We start from the raw sequence: 18,587 nt of genomic DNA, 5'->3' as shown, positions 1-18,587 counted from the left end.
CTATTGTTTCGTCACAGGTGCAAATTTTGCTAACAAACGTTTAACACCAATTGGGCTTGGGAACGCAATATCTAATTCTTTTGCATCACCTTCACCTTTTACACTGACAACTGTACCGACTCCCCATTTTTGGTGGGAAGCTTTATCGCCTACTGCCCAGCCAATTTGCTCGCCGCCTGTCGTCTTAGCTGCAGGACGCGCGAAAGCTGAACGAGAGCGTGTTGTAGTTGTGACTGTCGTTTTACTGCTACTAGCCGTTCTTCCTTTTGTACCAAACGAAGTTTCACGCTTTGGTGCTGTTTCATTTAATGATTCCACTAGTTCTGCCGGGATTTCCGTAATAAATCGAGATGCGGCGTTCATACTTGTTCTACCAAATAAAGTGCGCATTTGTGCATTGGATAAATATAACTCTTCTTCTGCACGAGTAATACCTACATAAGCAAGACGACGCTCTTCTTGCATTTCATCTTCTTCCATTAGAGAGCGAGTATGTGGGAATATTCCTTCCTCTAAACCAACAATAAAGACAACTGGGAATTCTAATCCTTTTGCTGAGTGCATCGTCATTAAAATAACTTCCTCACCAGCAGTTGGATCTTCATCTACACGATCAATATCAGCAACAAGTGCTAAGTCTGTTAAGAATGCAACAAGGCTCTTATCTTCGCTTTGAGATTCAAATGTTTGCGTAACAGATAAAAACTCATCTAAGTTCTCTAGACGACCCTCCGCTTCTAAAGTACGCTCGTTTTTCAACATATCGCGATAGCCTGTTTTTTCAATAACTTCTTCCACTAATTCTGTAACAGATAAATACTCTTGCATATTTACCCAGTTGTGTAATAAACCTGCGAATTCTTTTACTGCCTTTGTAACCTTTGCACTTACTCCAACATGCTCAATCTCATCAAATACAGCTGTTAATGAAATTCCATTTTGCACACCGTAATTAATAATTTTATCGATAGAAGTCGCACCAATTCCGCGCTTTGGCACGTTTATAATACGTGCGAAACTAATCTCATCATCTGGATTTCCAATTAAACGTAAATACGCCAAAATGTCTTTAATCTCTTTACGATCATAGAACTTCGTACCGCCGACAATTTTGTAAGGAATATTAGATTTCAGAAAAATCTCCTCGACCATACGAGACTGCGCATTCGTACGATATAACACTGCAAAATCAGTATATTTTCGTTTCCCCATTTGAATATCATCACGAATTTTTTTCGCAACAAAGTACGCTTCGTCTTTTTCCGTTGCAGCACGATAATATGAGATTTTGCTTCCAACTTCATTATCAGTCCATAACTTCTTCGGTTTACGATTCGTATTTTTTTCAATAACAGCATTCGCTGCATTTAAAATATTTTGTGACGAACGATAGTTTTGTTCTAACAAAATAACTTGCGCATTCTCATAGTCTTTTTCGAATGACAAAATATTAGAAATATCCGCACCACGCCAGCGATAAATAGACTGATCAGAGTCACCTACAACGCATAAATTTTTAAAACGTGCCGCTAAATGTTTAACAAGAAGGTACTGTGCTTTATTCGTGTCTTGATACTCATCCACGTGAATATACTGGAATTTACGCTGATAAAACTCTAGTACTTCTGGAACACGTTCAAATAATTGAATCGTTGTCATAATTAAATCATCAAAGTCTAATGAGTTATTTTTCAGAAGACGCTTTTGATATTCTGTATATACATCGCTCGTTAATTTTTCATATGGATCAGCAATTGTAATTTTTTTTGCGTATTTATCCGCAGATAGCAATTCATTTTTTGCATTACTAATGCCAGCTAAAATAGAGCGAGGCTCAAATTTCTTCGGATCAATATTGCGCTCTTTCATAATTTTTTTGACTACAGTTAACTGATCGCCTGAATCTAAAATTGTAAAGTTACGATTAATACCAATACGATCGATATCACGTCGTAAAATACGAACACACATAGAGTGGAACGTAGAAATCCAAATATCTTCCGCTTCTGGTCCGACAAGTGTATCAATACGCTCGCGCATTTCACGAGCGGCTTTATTTGTGAAGGTAATAGCTAGTACATTCCACGGTGCTACACCTTTTTCACCAAGTAAATACGCAATACGATGTGTTAACACACGTGTTTTACCACTACCTGCACCTGCCATTAATAGAAGTGGTCCGTTCGTTGTTTGTACTGCTTTTTGTTGCTGCGGATTTAAACCATTTAATAACTTATCTGTCATACTCATATACGCCTGCACCTACTCTCCTTTTACTGCTTTAACCGTTTTTATCGCTGCTTTTATATCATCGTAAATAATATTTCCAACAACTACCGTATCAGCGTACTGCGCCATTTCCTTCGCTTGTTCTGCATTAGAAATACCACCGCCATAATATAACTTCGCTTGTTTCAATTGTGCTTTTACATTTTTAACAAGTTCAACGTCTCCATACGTACCGCTATATTCTAAGTAAAATATCGGTAAACGTAATAGCTTGTCTGCTAAACGCGCGTATGCAATCACATCATCTTCTGTTACATCACATTTCGCATCTGTAAGCTGAGCTACTTTCGCTTCAGGATTTAAAACACAATACCCTTCCATGAAAATTTCGTCCCAATCCATAATATCCCCAAATTCTTTCAAAGCCTCATGATGAACGCCTGTTACCCATTCTACCTTTCGGCTATTTAAAACGCTTGGGATATAATAAAAATCGAATCCTGGTGTAATTGCTTCTACATCAGAAACCTCTAACACACAAGGAACTGCATATCTACGAATGCTAACTAACATGTGTAGTACATTATCAATTGTCACTCCATCACTTCCGCCTACAATAACAGCATCTGTTCCAGACTCACAAATCATTTCTAAATGTTCGTCACTTAGCTCCTTATTTGGATCAAGCTTAAATACATGTTTCCACCCGGAAATATCGTACATGAAAACACCCTTTCTTTTCTCAAGTTGTATATATTTCTGTTCAAAATAACAGTTTATTTTCATTAGGATTTTTTAACTTCATTTTAAATATTTGTTTAAAACGGAGAATTAAGTTTGGAATTCCCTTTTCCGCATTTTTTAAACGAGAGGATTTAATTTTGAACTTCCTTTTATGCATTCTTTCATTATAACAAAAAAAGCTACTTACACACACGCACAATCCAACATCTTTTTCCACGTCAAATGTTGGATTACATATCCCAAAAATCAAACGGGATACTAATAAGAGAAATAGTATTATCTATTTCAACTTTCATAAAAAGGAGTGTTTTTCTAATGAAGCAAAATATCGGTACAATAAATGCCCTAATTCGAATTACACTCGGACTTGTCCTCTTCGGTTGTAGTGCCACGAAACTCGTACGCAAACCTTGGTGCACTTGGTCTAACATTTTGCTATGGATTGGTGCAATGAAAATTGCAGAGGGAATTGTTCGTTTCTGCCCTGTTGTTGAAATGTGGAAATTCGGAAAATACATGAATATGGGGGCATTTAAAATGCCTAGCATGAATTTCGCTGAAAAGGGACATACTAAAGAAGAAGTGAACCAAACTTCCAATCATGACAAACCACGGTCAAATGGAAGTTATGACGCTTCTGACAAAGAGATTGAGTCAGCGATTGAAGATATAATCCTGGCAAAACCGCTTTGAATCATTTGTCACGATGTAAGATGCTCTCAAAGGGACTTAGCTGCTGCAGTGGGCGGTTAAGTCTTCTTTATTTTACCACAAAACAGAACGTACATTCTTATCTTAATCCTTAAAATATACATAAGATATACCTAATCAATAAAATTCAGAAAATTAGGTGTAAACCTCTTGCTTAAAATAATATAAAAGTGATATCATTTTTATATCAGGAGGCGATCATATGAAAGAAAAACAAGTATTTTATGTTAATGGTTTTCTTGGGATTATTGGCATTTTAATTTTAGCCGCTATCGGTGTATTTTTCCTCGCGCAAGAAATTTTCATAGGAGCAGCATTAACTATTATTTTAGCTGCAGTTCTTGCTACAGGTATTGGTATTGTTCAACCAAATCAAGCAAAAGTCATTACGTTTTTCGGTAATTATTTAGGAACAATTCGTCAAAACGGTTTATTTTTAACGATTCCGTTCGCATTCCGTCAAACTGTATCGTTACGTGTTGAAAACTTTAATAGTAAGAAATTAAAAGTAAATGATGTTGACGGAAATCCAATTGAAATTGCAGCTGTTATCGTCTATAAGGTTGTTGATTCTGCAAAAGCGATGTTCGGCGTTGAACATTATGATCGATTTGTAGAAATTCAAAGTGAAACGGCAATCCGCCACGTTGCAACGAAATATCCTTATGACAATTTCCAAGATGAAACCAGCGTTACATTGCGTGGAAATACTGAAGAAGTCTCTGAAGAATTAAAACGTGAATTAGAAGCACGCCTTGAAATTGCTGGCGTAGAAGTATTAGAAACTCGTTTAACACATTTAGCTTATGCAACAGAAATTGCCCATGCAATGCTACAACGTCAACAAGCAAAAGCAGTATTAGCTGCTAGAAAAGAGATTGTTGAAGGTGCTGTGAAGATGGCAAAAGATTCAATCCATATGCTAGATGAAGAAGGCGTACTGGAATTAGATGACGAGCGTAAAGCAAATATGGTAAACAACTTATTAGTTGCCATCGTTTCAGATAAAGGTGCGCAACCGGTTATTAATACAGGAAGCCTATACTAAAAGGTTGTAAATCATTATGGCTAAAAAGAAAAGCTTTCCATTACGTATTGATCCTGAATTACACGCAGTCATCGAAAAATGGGCGAATGATGAGTTTCGTAGCGTCAATGCACACATCGAATATTTACTTCGAGAAATGGCAAAGCAAAAAGGGAAATTGAAGAAAGATAAAGATGCATAAAAAATCCCGCTGAGAAATCAGCGGGATTTTTACATATTAGCTTCTCATCATCTCATGACCAATTGCACGATATCCTATATCACTTCGGTAAAACAGACCATCACTCTCAATTTTACCGATTTCTTTATACACCTTATCTTTCGCTTCTTGTAAACTATTTGCCTTACAAGCAACAAATAGTACACGGCCACCGTTTGTTACAAAATCACCATGTTTCATTGCTGTACCCGCATGGAAAACAATCACATCTTGCAATGCATCTAACCCGTTAATAATGTCACCTTTTTTATATGCTTCCGGATATCCTTTCGAAGCAAGTACAACACCAATTACCGCTTCCTCTGACCATTGTAACGTTAACTCACTTTCATCTAATATGGCGTTACATACATCAACTAAATCATTTTCTAAGCGGGGTAATACAACTTCTGTTTCAGGATCACCAAAGCGTGCATTAAATTCAATTACCTTCGGACCATCATTTGTTAAAATAAGTCCCGCATATAAAATTCCTGTAAACGATCGATTTTCTTGGATCATCGCCTTAGCAGTTGGATGCAATACCGTTTTTATCGCCTCTTCAACTGCTGATTCCGGAATTTGTGGTACCGGAGAATACGCACCCATTCCGCCTGTATTTGGACCTTTATCACCATCAAAAGCTCGTTTATGATCTTGAGCGATTACCATCGGATACACAGTTGTTCCATTCACAAATGCCATTAATGAAAATTCTTGTCCATCTAAAAATTCTTCAATAACAACCTTTTTACTTGCTTCGCCGAACTTTACATCTTGTAGCATTTCTTTCGTAGCCTGTAATGCTTCTTCAAGCGTCATCGCTACTGTTACACCTTTACCAGCAGCTAGGCCATCCGCTTTAATAACGATTGGTGCACCAACTTTTTGAATGTACTGTACTGCTTCTTCATAATCTGTAAAAGTTTCATATGCCGCAGTTGGAATATTATACTTTTTCATCAATTCTTTCGTAAAAGCTTTACTACCTTCAATAACAGCAGCCGCTTTATTCGGACCAAATACGCGAAGCCCCTCTTCTTTAAAACGATCAACGATTCCATTCATAAGTGGAATTTCTGGTCCAACGAAAGTTAATTCTACATGATTCTCTTTAGCAAATAAAACTAATGCATCAAAATCATTTTCATCAATATCAACTGGCGTTGCAACATCGCGCATACCTTCGTTACCCGGTGCTACATATACCTTTTCTACCTTTTCAGATTGCGCGAACTTCCAAGCTAAAGCATGCTCACGCCCACCGCGACCGATTACTAAAACATTCATATTTCATCCCCCGATACTTAAATAAGTACAAACTAGAAGCTATGCTGCTCCTAGTTTGTTTTCATATAAATAAAAGTTTAAAAAAGAGGATCAAGAGAACCGAGCAGGTCGAGGCGCATTTGACAGGAGGACACGGAGTGTAGTTTTCCTACATGAGTACCGCACTGGCAATGCAACGACGACATGCGACTGTTATCTTGACCGGACTTTTTAAACATCCTCTATTAATGTTTAAAATGACGTACGCCAGTGAACACCATAGCAATCCCATACGTATCTGCCACTTTAATAGAATCTTCATCACGGATTGATCCACCCGGTTGAATGATTGCTGTAATCCCTGCTTTTGCTGCTTCTTCTAATGTATCTGGCATTGGGAAGAAAGCATCAGATGCAAGCGCGCTACCTTGTGCTTTTTCACCAGCTTGTGTAATTGCGATTTTTGCAGAACCTACACGGTTCATCTGTCCCGCACCGACACCAATTGTCATATCATCTTTCGCTAAAACAATTGCATTTGACTTCACATGCTTTACAACTTTCCAAGCTAGTTTTAAATCTTTCCATTCTTGCTCTGAAGGTTCACGTTTCGTTGGAATTGAAATTGTACTTTCATCTAACGATAACGTATCTTCCTCTTGAACGAGAAGTCCACCTTGTACAGAAGTTAGTTTTTTGCTTGCATTTGTCGCTTTTTCAATATTTACAGTTAGTAAGCGTAAGTTCTTCTTACTTTGTAGCACTTCTAAAGCTTCTTGCGAGAACGAAGGTGCGATAACAATTTCTAAGAAAATTTCATGTAACTTTTCTGCTGTAGCTTTATCAATTTCACGATTTGCTGCGATAATACCTCCAAAGATTGATACTGGATCTGCTTCATAAGCACGCGTGTATGCTTCATGAATATCAGTTCCTACTCCAACACCACATGGATTCATATGTTTTACTGCTACTACTGCTGGCTCTGTAAATTCTTTCACGATACTAAGCGCTGCATCTGCATCGTTAATATTGTTATAAGATAATTCTTTACCGTGTAATTGTTCTGCGTACGCAACAGAAGAAGTTGCTGCGAATGGTGCTTTATAGAAAGTTGCTTTTTGATGTGGGTTCTCGCCATAACGTAAATCTTGCTTTTTCTCAAATGTCACTGTTAATGTTTCTGGGCTTTCTTCACCCATTTGCTCTGTTAAGTAGTTAGAGATTAACGCATCATATGCCGCTGTATGACGGAATACCTTTGCTGCTAATTTACGTTTTGTTTCTTCTTTTACTTCACCGTTCTCTTTCAGTTCTGCTAATACAACATCGTAATCTACTGGATCTACAATTACCGATACAAATTTATGATTTTTCGCAGCAGAGCGAATCATTGTTGGACCACCGATATCAATATTTTCAATTGCATCAGCAAATGTTACATCAGGCTTAGCGATTGTTTCTTTGAATGGGTATAAGTTAACAACAACAAAATCAATCGGCTCCATACCTAACTCATTCATTTGTGCTACATGCGTTGCATTATCGCGAACTGCTAATAGACCACCATGAATATTTGGATGTAATGTTTTCACACGGCCATCCATAATTTCAGGGAAACCAGTTACTTCAGAAATACCAATTACTTGTAAACCGTTTTCTTCTAGTAACTTTTTCGTACCACCTGTTGAAATAACTTCAATCCCTTGTTCTAGTAACCCTTTAACAAATTCTACTACTCCTGTTTTATCTGAAACACTTACTAATGCACGCTTCTTCATTTATCCTTCACCCCTGGTTGTATGTTAGTTAACAGTTGGTTCTTTCACAGATTGAACGATTTGATTCACTGTATTTACGTATAATTTATGTTCAACTTGTTGAATTTTCTTTTGTAAACTTTCTCTCGTATCCCCTTCAGAAACAACCACTGCTTCTTGCGCAATAATTGGCCCTGTATCCATACCTGCATCTACATAATGAATTGTTACTCCAGTTACTTTCACACCTGCTTCTAACGCTTGACCGACAGCATCTTTACCCGGAAAGCTCGGTAGTAATGATGGATGAATATTAATAATCTTCCCGCCATATGCTTCTAGTAACGTCGGCCCGATTAAACGCATATATCCAGCTAAAATAACATAATCAATTTCATATTCTTCTAGCTTCTTTAATATCTCTTTTTCAAACGCTTCTTTTGACTCATATGCTTTCGCTGAAAAAGCAAAACACGGAATATGATGATAATTTGCCCGTCCAACAGCGCGTGCTTCTGGTTTATCACATACTAATAAACTAATTTCTGCATCCAATCTTTTTTCTTCTACCGCATTAACGAGAGATTGAAAGTTAGATCCGCTTCCAGAAGCAAAAACTGCTAATCTACTCATAGTGCTGTGCCCCCATTGAAGGTAACGCCAGCTCCTTGTATAGTACGTCCAATAATACGAGCAATTTCTCCTTGCTCTTCAAGAAGACGAACAACATCTTTTGCATCTTCTTCCTTCACCGCTACTACCATACCAATACCCATGTTAAAAATATTGAACATTTCTTTCTCTTCTAGTTTTCCAATCTCCTGAAGTAAACTAAAGATCGGTTGAATTTCCCAAGATCCTAATTCAATTTCTGCACCGATTCCTTCTGGTAACATACGTGGAATATTTTCAATAAATCCGCCACCTGTAATATGCGCCATACCGTATACTTCATATTTTTTCAATAGTTCTAAAATAGGTTTGACATAAATTTTCGTTGGTTTTAATAACTCTTCACCAAGAGGTAGTTCTAAGCGGTCATAAATACGCTCTAAAGATAGTTCTCCATCTTCTAGTAACACTTTTCGTACTAAAGAATAACCGTTACTATGAATACCGCTAGATGCTAAGCCAATTAGCACGTGACCAGCTTCAATTTTTTCACCTGTTACAATTTTCTTTTTATCAACAATCCCAACTGTAAAACCAGCTAAATCATATTCTTCCGTAGAATACATTCCTGGCATTTCAGCTGTTTCCCCACCGATTAATGCACAACCAGCTTGGCGACAGCCCTCTGATATACCTTTGACGATGTTTTCAATTTTACTAGGTTCAGCTTTACCACAAGCAATATAATCAAGGAAGAAAAGCGGCTCTGCTCCTTGGACAACAATATCATTTACACACATCGCTACTGCATCAATACCAATTGTGTCATGTTTATCTGCCATAAAAGCGAGCATCAATTTCGTTCCCACGCCATCTGTTCCAGATACTAATACAGGTTCTTCTAATGCAAATTTTGATAGATCAAACATACCTCCAAAACCGCCTAAACCGCCTAGTACTTCTTTTCTCATTGTTGTTTGTACGTGTTTTTTCATGCGAGATACCGCTTCATATCCAGCTTCAATATCTACTCCTGCTTGCTTATATGCATTCGCCATCGTTATCTACACCTCGTCTTTTAATTTCTCCCTATCCTGTGCGGGACATTTTAAGAAAGAAGCTAGCTTCTACCTCAAAAGAAGTAGAAGCTTTTTCCTTCTTATTTCATACTTTCAAAAAGCTCTTGCTCATAATCATAAAGGGCTGTTGGATAATCTCCATTGAAGTACGCCATACATAGGCCGCCGTATTTCCCTTCATATGGACGTCCAATTGCATCTACTAATCCATCTTCACTTAAAAATGTTAATGAGTCTGCACCAATCATTTCACGAATTTCTTCTACTGTATGATTTGCTGCAATTAATTCTTTTCTCGTTTGAATATCAATGCCGTAGAAACATGGATATTTCAAAGGTGGTGAAGCTATTCTTACGTGAACTTCTGTCGCTCCAGCCTCACGAAGCATACGAACAATTCGTTTACTCGTTGTTCCTCGTACGATAGAATCGTCAATCATAACAACCCGTTTTCCTTCAACTACACCTCTTACTGCTGAAAGCTTCATCTTAACCCCTTGCTCTCGCAGTTCTTGCGAAGGTTGAATAAATGTACGTCCGACATAACGATTTTTAATTAATCCTAACTCATATGGAATGCCTGTCGCTTCCGCATAACCAATTGCTGCTGAAATACTAGAGTCTGGTACACCAGTAACAACATCAGCTTCAATAGGAGCTTCTGCCGCCAAACGTTTTCCCATGTTTTTACGTGCTGCATGGACGTTAACACCAGCAATATTTGAATCTGGGCGTGCGAAGTAAATGTATTCCATACTGCAAATTGCATGTTCTACATCATTTGTGAAACGATCTACGTGAATTCCTTCATCATTAATGATAAGTAATTCACCCGGTTCTACATCACGAATGTATGTTGCACCTACTACATCAAAAGCACATGTTTCTGATGCTACAACGTAAGCATCACCCATCTTTCCAATTGAAAGAGGACGGAACCCATTTGGATCTAACGCAACAATCATTTCATTTCCAGTTAGTAAAAGATACGCAAACGCACCCTTCACTTTATTTAAAGCCTCTTTTACACTTTCAATTAATGAATCTTTCGTACTACGTTTAATAAGATGTAAAAGTACTTCTGTGTCTGAACTTGTTTGAAAAATACTTCCCTCTGCCTCCAATTCGCGGCGAAGCATTTTTGCATTAATTAAATTCCCGTTATGAGCTAATGCCATACTATGATCAGAAAAACGGAATAATAGCGGTTGAACGTTAGCTACTTCACTTCCACCAGCCGTCGCGTATCGTACGTGTCCGATTGCTGATTTTCCGTTCAATCCTTCTAGCTCACCTCTTGAAAACACTTCCGATATTAAACCTAACCCCTTGTGACCGACGATTTTTTCCCCATTATTTACGACGATGCCCGCGCCTTCTTGCCCACGGTGCTGTAAACTATGCAATCCGTAGTATGAAACTTGTGCCGCATTTTCATGCCCCCAAATTCCGAAAACGCCACATTCTTCATTTAACCCCTTTATTTCAGCAAGCATGGGATTGCCCCTTTCCAAGCCTTTCTCATTTCATCTACATTTGCTGTAAGTAATACTTCATTTTCTTCATTATGAATTGTTACTTCATTTGTATTTGTCACTTCTCCAACTTGAATTGCTTCTACCGCTTTCTCGAACGCTTCTTTATTTTCACGTTTTACTGTTATCACGAAGCGAGATTGTGATTCAGCGAATAATGCTGCTGTTTCTTCTCCACCTAATTTCACAGTAGCACCTAAGCCGTTAGCACCAATTGCACTTTCTGAAATTGCAACTGCTAAACCACCTTCAGCAACATCATGAGCAGATTGAACAAGGCCAGCTTGAATTGCTGCTAATACTTGTTTTTGACGTTTTAATTCTACGTCTAGATCGATACTTGGTGATTGGCCGAAAATTTTTCCGTGGATCATTTTCTGTAATTCACTTCCACCAAACTCGGCTTTCGTCTCTCCGATAACATAAACTAAATCGCCAGCTTGCTTAAACTCTTGTGTTGTTACATGTTTTAAGTCATGTACTAGTCCGACCATCCCAACTGTCGGTGTTGGATATACCGCTTCACCACTACGTTCGTTATACATTGATACGTTTCCGCCAATAACTGGTGTTTGTAATGTGCGACAAGCTTCACTCATACCATCTACTGATTTCTCAATTTGCCAGAAGATTTCTGGTTTCTCTGGATTACCGAAGTTTAAGCAATCTGTAATTGCAAGTGGCTCTCCTCCAGAACATACGATATTACGTGCTGCCTCTGCTACTGCAATTTTACCGCCCATTTCTGGATCTAAATAAATGTAGCGAGAGTTACAGTCTGTCGTCATTGCTAATCCTTTTTCTGTACCGCGTACACGTACAACCGCTGCATCTGAACCTGGTGTAACAACTGTGCTTGTGCGAACTTGATAATCATATTGATCATAAACCCACTCTTTACTTGCAATCGTCGGTTGTTGTAATAGAGCGAATAACGTTTCTTTATAATTTTCTACTTTTGGTGTTTCCATTTTCATCTGCTGGAATTCAGCAAAGTATGCTGCTTCTTTTGATGGTTTATGATAAATTGGCGCTTCTTCTGCAAGGGCATCTGCTGGCACTTCAGCTACCATTTCACCTTTATGGAATAAACGAAGCATTTTGTCTTCCGTTACTTTCCCCATCGTAACGGCTGCAAGACCATACTTCTCAAATAAATCTACTATTTCTTGCTCTCTACCTTTTTTCACAACAATTAACATACGCTCTTGTGATTCAGATAGCATCATTTCATATGGTGTCATTCCTGTTTCACGCTGTGGTACATCATCTAAGTACATTTCAATACCCATTCCTGCTTTACTTGCCATTTCTGCAGAAGATGATGTTAAACCAGCTGCACCCATATCTTGAATTCCAACAAGTGCATCTGATTGAATAAGTTCTAAGCAAGCTTCAATAAGAAGTTTCTCCATAAATGGGTCTCCTACTTGAACTGCTGGACGCTTCGCTTCTGAGCTTTCAGATAACTCTTCAGATGCGAATGTTGCACCGTGAATACCGTCACGACCAGTTGATGCTCCTACGTACATTACTGTATTTCCAGCACCGTGTGCTTGCCCTTTTTTAATATCTTCGTGGTTAATTAAACCTACACACATTGCATTTACAAGTGGATTTCCTTCATAACATGGATCGAACTGTACTTCGCCGCCAACAGTCGGAATACCGATACAGTTACCGTATCCTGCAATCCCTGCTACTACTTCTTCGAATAAATATTTCACACGTGGTGATTGTAATTCCCCAAATCGAAGTGAGTTTAATAGAGCTACTGGACGTGCTCCCATAGAGAATACGTCACGGATAATACCACCAACGCCTGTTGCTGCTCCTTGATATGGTTCAATAGCAGAAGGATGGTTATGGCTTTCCATTTTAAATACAACCGCTTGATTATCACCGATATCTACAATTCCAGCACCTTCCCCAGGTCCTTGCAAGACGCGCTCACCTGTTGTTGGGAATTTTCTAAGCACTGGTTTTGAATTTTTATAACTACAATGTTCTGACCACATTACAGAGAATAAACCTGTTTCTGTATAATTTGGCAGACGACCTAAAATCTTTTCAACCATGGCAAACTCTTCGTCTGTTAGCCCCATTTCCGCATATATGCGCTCTTCTTTAATTTGTGTTGGATTTGGTTCAAGCATTAACGACATATGTTTCCCTCCACTGTTTTAAGATAGATTGAAAGACTTTTAACCCTTCAGCACCGCCAAGTAATTCATCTACAGCACGCTCTGGGTGTGGCATCATACCAAGTACATTTCCTTTTTCGTTCACAATACCTGCAATATCTGAAACGCTACCATTCGGGTTTTCCACGTAACGGAATGCGATTTGATTATTCTCTTCTAATTGTTTAAGAGTCTCTTCATCACAATAGTAATTCCCCTCACCATGTGCAATTGGAATATTGATTACTTCATCTTTTTCATATTGTGATGTAAACATCGTTTCATTATTTTCAACACGTAACTGAACAGTGCGACACATAAATTTTAAGTTTTCGTTTCTCATTAACGCTCCTGGTAGTAATCCTGATTCAACAAGAATCTGGAATCCATTACATACACCTAAAATTGGCTTTCCTTGCTCAGCGGCTTTTTGCACTGCTTTCATTGCATTTGCAAAGCGAGAGATAGCACCGCAGCGTAAGTAGTCACCGTAAGAGAATCCACCAGGTAGTAGAATTGCATCATACTCATCTAAATTCTCTGTATCGTGCCAAACGTAATCTACTTCTTCGCCAAGCTCATCTTTAATTGCATGGAACATATCAACATCACAGTTCGAACCTGGAAATACTATTACGGCAAATTTCACTGTGCGACAACCTCCTCAACTTCATAACGGAAGTCTTCCATTACAACGTTTGCTAATAGTTTTTCACACATTTCCTTTACCTTGCTATCTAAGTCAGTTACCGATTTATCAATTGTTAGTTCCATGTACTTTCCAATTCGAACATCTTGTACTTCTGTGAATGAAAGGCTATGAAGTGCTCCTTTTACGGCTGTTCCTTGTGGATCTAATACGCTTTCTCTTAATGTTACATATACCTTAACTTTATACATGTGAAATTCCCCCTAAACGTTTTAAAATTTCTTCATAAGCATCTGTTAAATTTCCAAGGTCGCGACGGAATACGTCTTTATCGAACTTTTCATTGCTCGTTTCATCCCATAAACGGCAAGTATCTGGTGAAATTTCATCCGCTAAAATAATTTCTCCTGCTTCCGTTACACCAAACTCTAATTTGAAATCTACTAATCTTACACGACAGCTTGCGAAATGATCAATCAACACTTGATTGATTTGTAGAGCCATCTCTCGTAATACGCTTACTTGCTCTGGCGACGCAACGTTTAATACACGAATATGATCTTCCGTTACAAGCGGATCTCCTAAATCATCATCTTTGAAGTAAAATTCTACGATTGGTTCTGCAAGTACAGTTCCCTCTTCCATTCCTAATCGTTTTGAAAGACTTCCTGCAATTACATTTCTTGTGACAACTTCTAAAGGAATAATACTCACTTTTTTAACAAGTTGCTCTGTCTCAGATAACTTCTCAACAAAATGCGTTTTAATTCCCACTTCTTGTAACTTTCTGAACAATAAGGTTGTAATCTCATTGTTCAAACGACCTTTTCCTGTAATCGTCTCTTTTTTCTCCCCATTGAAAGCAGTCGCACTATCTTTGTACTCTACCCAAACCATATCTGCTGATTCTGTACGATAAATTCTTTTTGCCTTACCTTCATACAGCAATTCTAGCTTTTGCATTTCGCAAGCCCCCTGTAGTTTGAAAAATGTGAATAATGTTTTTATAAAGAATGGCACAGAATGACTCTATTCTGTGCCATATGAAATTTTACGCTTCGTTTAATCCTAGGCGTTCAAAGATTGTATCAACGTGTTGCATATGATGCTCATAGTTGAAGCATTCATTAATTTCTTCTTGTGTTAACTTGCTTGTAATACGCTCATCAGCTTCTACAAGCTCTTTAAATTGTACTTGTGTTTCCCAAGCTTCCATCGCTTTAGGTTGTACGATATCGTAAGCTTCTTCTCGTACCATACCTTTATCGATTAATGTAAGCATTACGCGCTGAGAATAAATTAAGCCGTATGTTCTTGTCATATTGCGTTTCATATTCTCTGGGTATACAGTTAAGTTTTTAACAATATTACCAAAGCGGTTTAGCATGTAATTTAACGCGATTGTAGCATCTGGTAAAATTACGCGTTCTGCTGAAGAGTGAGAAATATCACGCTCATGCCATAATGGAACATTCTCATAAGCTGTCATCATATAACCGCGGATAACACGAGCTAAACCAGTCATATTTTCAGATCCAATTGGATTACGCTTATGTGGCATTGCAGAAGAACCTTTTTGACCTTTGGCGAAAGCTTCTTCAACTTCACGTGTTTCACTCTTTTGTAAACCACGAATCTCAACTGCCATCTTTTCGATAGATGTTGCGATTAATGCAAGTGTTGACATGTAATGAGCATGGCGATCACGTTGCAATGTTTGTGTTGAAATTGGTGCTGCTTCTAATCCTAAGTTCTCACAAACATACTTTTCTACGAATGGATCGATATTTGCATATGTACCAACCGCACCAGATAATTTACCAACGCGAACTGTATTAGCAGCTTGCTTGAAACGCTCTACGTTACGCTTCATTTCTTCATACCAAAGACCAAGTTTTAAACCAAATGTTGTTGGTTCTGCATGAACACCATGTGTTCTTCCCATCATGATCGTGTATTTATGCTCTTTTGCTTTGTTAGCTAAAATGCTTACAAAGTTTTCTAAGTCTTTTAATATGATTTCATTCGCTTGTTTTAAAATATAAGATAACGCTGTATCTACTACGTCTGTAGATGTTAAACCGTAATGAACCCATTTACGTTCCTCGCCTAATGCTGGTGTTTCTGATACAGCACGAGTGAATGCAACTACGTCATGACGTGTCTCTTTTTCAATTTCATAAATACGATCAATATCAAATGATGCATGCTCACGAATTTTCTTAACATCTTCTTTTGGAATATCGCCAAGCTCAGCCCATGCTTCACAAGCTAAAATCTCAACTTCTAACCACGCTTTAAATTTGTTCTCTTCCGTCCAAATTGCACCCATTTCTGGGCGTGTATAACGACTAATCATCTTTTTCCCTCCAACAGTTGTTCTTGATGGTCCCAAATATGCAAACTCTTCGCTTTTTCTAGAGCGACTTCAATATTATCATTTAAAATATTAACATGCCCCATTTTTCGCTGCGCTTTTGCTTCTTCTTTTCCATACAAGTGTAAATAGCACCCGGTTAATCTATTCACTTGTCTTAGGACCCCTTCTATATGTTCGCCTAAAATGTTTACCATGACAACTGGTTTTAACAAATTTGTTTCTCCAAGAGGTAAATTACAGATTGCTCGAATATGTTGACCGAATTGACTCGTTTCACATGCATCCTGTGTATAGTGTCCTGAATTGTGAGGTCTTGGTGCCAGTTCATTAATGTAAATCTCACCATCAGCTGTAGCAAACATCTCTACCGCTAGTGTTCCCACAAGTTCTAGTTCATCCGCGAGCACTTTTGCATAAGCAATTGCTTTTTGAGAAAGTTCTTCTGTAATGCGAGCCGGAACGATAGATTCATGCAAAATGTTATTTACATGAATATTTTCCGCTACCGGGAATACTTTCGTTTCACCACTTACACTACGAATGACAATAACTGATACTTCTTTTTCAAAAGGCACCCATTTCTCTAAAATACACTCTGCTGCATTCGCAAGCTCTCGCGCTTTATCAACGTCAGCCTCACTTCTTAAAACAACTTGACCTTTCCCATCATATCCGCCTGTCGTCGTTTTTAATACGGAAGGATATGATAACTCAGTGATTGCTTCAGTAAGCTGATCTTGATTTTGAACGAATCTATACGTTGCTACTGGTAGCCCCGCCTTCTCAATCGCATTCTTTTCTGTAAAACGATTTTGCGTTTTACTTAACAACTGACTGCCTTGCGGTAAGTAAGCATGTTTTTCAAGCCATTGTAAACAACTATAATCAATATTCTCAAATTCATATGTGACGACATCACTGATCTCCGCTAAATGCTGAATTGCTTTTAAATCGTCATATGATGCAACAATTTCAATATCAGCAACTTGTGCACATGGTGAATGTTTTGTAGGATCTAAAACAGCAATTTTATATCCCATCTCCTTAGCTGCCAATGCCATCATTCTTCCTAGCTGGCCGCCTCCAATAATGCCGATTGTTTTTCCAGGTAAAATGATTCTCGTCATACTAGCTCACTACCTTCACGCACATCTTTTTCAATTGCTTCTCTTCTCAATTCTAATGCATCATGTATATCATCATGGAATGATCCAAGTATTTGTGCAGCAAGTAAACCAGCATTTGTTGAACCAGCCTTACCGATTGCAACAGTTGCAACTGGAACCCCTCCTGGCATTTGGACGATGGATAATAATGAATCTAAGCCGTTTAACGCTTTTGATTGAACTGGAACTCCGATTACAGGAAGATTCGTCTTCGCTGCAACCATTCCTGGTAAATGTGCTGCTCCACCAGCTCCAGCAATAATAACTTTCAATCCACGTTCACGAGCCGTCTCTGCATATTCAAACATATAATCCGGAGTCCGATGAGCGGATACAACTTTTTTCTCATACGGTATATTTAATTCATCTAAAATGTCACAAGCATATTTCATTGTTTCCCAGTCTGACGTGCTTCCCATTATGACTCCAACTAGTGATTTCATATTAGAATCCCCCCGATTCAAATAAAAAAAGCCTGAAATAGAACAGTTTCTCTTTTTACTATGAGAGAAAGTGCTCTACTCAGGCATACGTATCCCTTGTGAATAGAAAAATACCGAGTGACTTTCCCTCATAGTCTAACGAATAACGGTCGTTAGGTAGAGACTTGCAGGCCATATCCCCGCGATTATATGAGGTCTTATATATTATTCTTTCTATGGCTATATTAACAATATTTCATAAACAATGTCAACAAATAATCGAATGTTTTTTTATTACTCATTAATAACGTTCGTGTTTTAGTTATATTCAAAAGAATAATTGTAACTATATACAAGAAGGATCGGAAATTAGAATATGTATTTCTAGAGATCTATCATACACATAGCAGTTTATATACTAATTCGGTACGCTTTAATATAAGCATATCATTTTCATTCCTTTTATTTATACTAAGGATAATAATGAAAGAATATCAACACTCTTTTCATATTTATTCCTTTAAATAGCCTCATTTTCATTCTTTTTCTTCTTTCAGGTTATTGAATATATGAATTATGATATTTGGCACATAAGAATAAA

The 18,587-nt window shown here is 38.0% G+C and carries 17 protein-coding genes and 1 riboswitch; of the genes, 3 read left to right on the top strand and 14 right to left on the bottom strand.

Annotation, left to right across the window (positions count from 1 at the left end):
- Together pcrA and pcrB are read right to left on the bottom strand one after the other, a co-directional pair.
- A complete protein-coding gene (gene pcrA, locus COL05_RS23615) occupies positions 1-2,250 on the bottom strand; it encodes a DNA helicase PcrA (RefSeq protein WP_142337634.1) in 2,250 nt (749 codons plus the stop codon).
- A gap of 12 nt (positions 2,251-2,262) precedes the next feature.
- The gene (gene pcrB, locus COL05_RS23610) at positions 2,263-2,952 is read right to left on the bottom strand and encodes a heptaprenylglyceryl phosphate synthase (RefSeq protein ID WP_098670353.1); all 690 of its coding nucleotides are present in this window, start codon (positions 2,950-2,952) and stop codon (positions 2,263-2,265) included.
- 336 nt (positions 2,953-3,288) lie between these two features.
- On the opposite strand from pcrB, the gene COL05_RS23600 reads away from it, so the two are divergent.
- The 3 genes from COL05_RS23600 (at position 3,289) to COL05_RS23590 (ending at position 4,913) form a co-directional block, all read left to right on the top strand.
- On the top strand, positions 3,289-3,666 hold the full coding sequence (locus COL05_RS23600; RefSeq protein WP_098670352.1) for a YgaP family membrane protein: 378 nt from the start codon (positions 3,289-3,291) through the stop codon (positions 3,664-3,666).
- A gap of 220 nt (positions 3,667-3,886) precedes the next feature.
- The gene (locus COL05_RS23595; protein ID WP_088231847.1) at positions 3,887-4,732 is read left to right on the top strand and encodes an SPFH domain-containing protein; all 846 of its coding nucleotides are present in this window, start codon (positions 3,887-3,889) and stop codon (positions 4,730-4,732) included.
- Between the two features lie 16 nt (positions 4,733-4,748).
- Positions 4,749-4,913 (top strand): type II toxin-antitoxin system antitoxin, encoded by a 165-nt coding sequence (locus COL05_RS23590; RefSeq protein WP_001085171.1) that lies wholly within the window; start codon positions 4,749-4,751, stop codon positions 4,911-4,913.
- Between the two features lie 36 nt (positions 4,914-4,949).
- On the opposite strand, the gene purD is transcribed toward COL05_RS23590, so the two are convergent.
- The 12 genes from purD to purE form a co-directional block, all read right to left on the bottom strand.
- On the bottom strand, positions 4,950-6,221 hold the full coding sequence (gene purD, locus COL05_RS23585) for a phosphoribosylamine--glycine ligase (protein ID WP_098670351.1): 1,272 nt from the start codon (positions 6,219-6,221) through the stop codon (positions 4,950-4,952).
- A 224-nt stretch (positions 6,222-6,445) separates the two neighbouring features.
- Positions 6,446-7,981 (bottom strand): bifunctional phosphoribosylaminoimidazolecarboxamide formyltransferase/IMP cyclohydrolase, encoded by a 1,536-nt coding sequence (purH, locus tag COL05_RS23580; protein ID WP_098670350.1) that lies wholly within the window; start codon positions 7,979-7,981, stop codon positions 6,446-6,448.
- A 24-nt stretch (positions 7,982-8,005) separates the two neighbouring features.
- A complete protein-coding gene (purN, locus tag COL05_RS23575) occupies positions 8,006-8,593 on the bottom strand; it encodes a phosphoribosylglycinamide formyltransferase (protein ID WP_098670349.1) in 588 nt (195 codons plus the stop codon).
- The gene (gene purM / locus COL05_RS23570) at positions 8,590-9,630 is read right to left on the bottom strand and encodes a phosphoribosylformylglycinamidine cyclo-ligase (protein WP_098670348.1); all 1,041 of its coding nucleotides are present in this window, start codon (positions 9,628-9,630) and stop codon (positions 8,590-8,592) included. Before purM ends, purN begins: the two co-directional genes overlap by 4 nt.
- Positions 9,631-9,731: 101 nt before the next feature.
- A complete protein-coding gene (purF, locus tag COL05_RS23565; RefSeq protein ID WP_098670347.1) occupies positions 9,732-11,147 on the bottom strand; it encodes an amidophosphoribosyltransferase in 1,416 nt (471 codons plus the stop codon).
- Positions 11,132-13,351, bottom strand: coding sequence for a phosphoribosylformylglycinamidine synthase II (gene purL / locus COL05_RS23560; RefSeq protein ID WP_098670346.1), 2,220 nt, complete (start codon positions 13,349-13,351; stop codon positions 11,132-11,134). The genes purF and purL overlap by 16 nt, the downstream gene beginning before the upstream one ends.
- Complete coding sequence (gene purQ, locus COL05_RS23555; RefSeq protein ID WP_000666779.1) at positions 13,335-14,018, bottom strand: phosphoribosylformylglycinamidine synthase subunit PurQ; 684 nt, start codon at positions 14,016-14,018, stop codon at positions 13,335-13,337. Before purQ ends, purL begins: the two co-directional genes overlap by 17 nt.
- Positions 14,015-14,269, bottom strand: coding sequence for a phosphoribosylformylglycinamidine synthase subunit PurS (purS, locus tag COL05_RS23550; protein WP_000278826.1), 255 nt, complete (start codon positions 14,267-14,269; stop codon positions 14,015-14,017). The genes purQ and purS overlap by 4 nt, the downstream gene beginning before the upstream one ends.
- Positions 14,262-14,981: a phosphoribosylaminoimidazolesuccinocarboxamide synthase gene (purC, locus tag COL05_RS23545; protein ID WP_098347368.1), complete on the bottom strand. Its 720-nt coding sequence runs from the start codon at positions 14,979-14,981 to the stop codon at positions 14,262-14,264. The genes purS and purC overlap by 8 nt, the downstream gene beginning before the upstream one ends.
- Positions 14,982-15,069: 88 nt before the next feature.
- On the bottom strand, positions 15,070-16,377 hold the full coding sequence (purB, locus tag COL05_RS23540) for an adenylosuccinate lyase (protein WP_000625683.1): 1,308 nt from the start codon (positions 16,375-16,377) through the stop codon (positions 15,070-15,072).
- Entirely contained in the window at positions 16,374-17,525 is a 1,152-nt protein-coding gene (purK, locus tag COL05_RS23535) for a 5-(carboxyamino)imidazole ribonucleotide synthase (RefSeq protein ID WP_098670345.1), read from the bottom strand. Before purK ends, purB begins: the two co-directional genes overlap by 4 nt.
- Positions 17,522-18,007 carry a 5-(carboxyamino)imidazole ribonucleotide mutase gene (gene purE / locus COL05_RS23530; protein WP_000839367.1) on the bottom strand — a complete coding sequence of 162 codons (486 nt, stop codon included), beginning with the start codon at positions 18,005-18,007 and terminating at the stop codon, positions 17,522-17,524. The genes purK and purE overlap by 4 nt, the downstream gene beginning before the upstream one ends.
- Before the next feature lie 111 nt (positions 18,008-18,118).
- Positions 18,119-18,220, bottom strand: a riboswitch (purine riboswitch).
- Positions 18,221-18,587: the final 367 nt, after the last annotated feature.

The organism is Bacillus sp. AFS059628, from assembly GCF_002571225.1.
Lineage (GTDB): Bacteria > Bacillota > Bacilli > Bacillales > Bacillaceae_G > Bacillus_A.
The sequence above is the reverse complement of the archived record's forward strand: the minus strand, read 5'-3'. Positions and strand labels throughout refer to the sequence as shown.

Bases quoted from the DNA above. Each gene is read 5' to 3' on its own strand.
- pcrA (WP_142337634.1), bottom strand. From the start codon at position 2,250: ATGAGTATGACAGATAAGTTATTAAATGGTTTAAATCCGCAGCAACAA.
- pcrB (WP_098670353.1), bottom strand. From the start codon at position 2,952: ATGTACGATATTTCCGGGTGGAAACATGTATTTAAGCTTGATCCAAAT.
- COL05_RS23600 (WP_098670352.1), top strand. From the start codon at position 3,289: ATGAAGCAAAATATCGGTACAATAAATGCCCTAATTCGAATTACACTC.
- COL05_RS23595 (WP_088231847.1), top strand. From the start codon at position 3,887: ATGAAAGAAAAACAAGTATTTTATGTTAATGGTTTTCTTGGGATTATT.
- COL05_RS23590 (WP_001085171.1), top strand. From the start codon at position 4,749: ATGGCTAAAAAGAAAAGCTTTCCATTACGTATTGATCCTGAATTACAC.
- purD (WP_098670351.1), bottom strand. From the start codon at position 6,221: ATGAATGTTTTAGTAATCGGTCGCGGTGGGCGTGAGCATGCTTTAGCT.
- purH (WP_098670350.1), bottom strand. From the start codon at position 7,981: ATGAAGAAGCGTGCATTAGTAAGTGTTTCAGATAAAACAGGAGTAGTA.
- purN (WP_098670349.1), bottom strand. From the start codon at position 8,593: ATGAGTAGATTAGCAGTTTTTGCTTCTGGAAGCGGATCTAACTTTCAA.
- purM (WP_098670348.1), bottom strand. From the start codon at position 9,630: ATGGCGAATGCATATAAGCAAGCAGGAGTAGATATTGAAGCTGGATAT.
- purF (WP_098670347.1), bottom strand. From the start codon at position 11,147: ATGCTTGCTGAAATAAAGGGGTTAAATGAAGAATGTGGCGTTTTCGGA.
- purL (WP_098670346.1), bottom strand. From the start codon at position 13,351: ATGTCGTTAATGCTTGAACCAAATCCAACACAAATTAAAGAAGAGCGC.
- purS (WP_000278826.1), bottom strand. From the start codon at position 14,269: ATGTATAAAGTTAAGGTATATGTAACATTAAGAGAAAGCGTATTAGAT.
- purC (WP_098347368.1), bottom strand. From the start codon at position 14,981: ATGCAAAAGCTAGAATTGCTGTATGAAGGTAAGGCAAAAAGAATTTAT.
- purB (WP_000625683.1), bottom strand. From the start codon at position 16,377: ATGATTAGTCGTTATACACGCCCAGAAATGGGTGCAATTTGGACGGAA.
- purK (WP_098670345.1), bottom strand. From the start codon at position 17,525: ATGACGAGAATCATTTTACCTGGAAAAACAATCGGCATTATTGGAGGC.
- purE (WP_000839367.1), bottom strand. From the start codon at position 18,007: ATGAAATCACTAGTTGGAGTCATAATGGGAAGCACGTCAGACTGGGAA.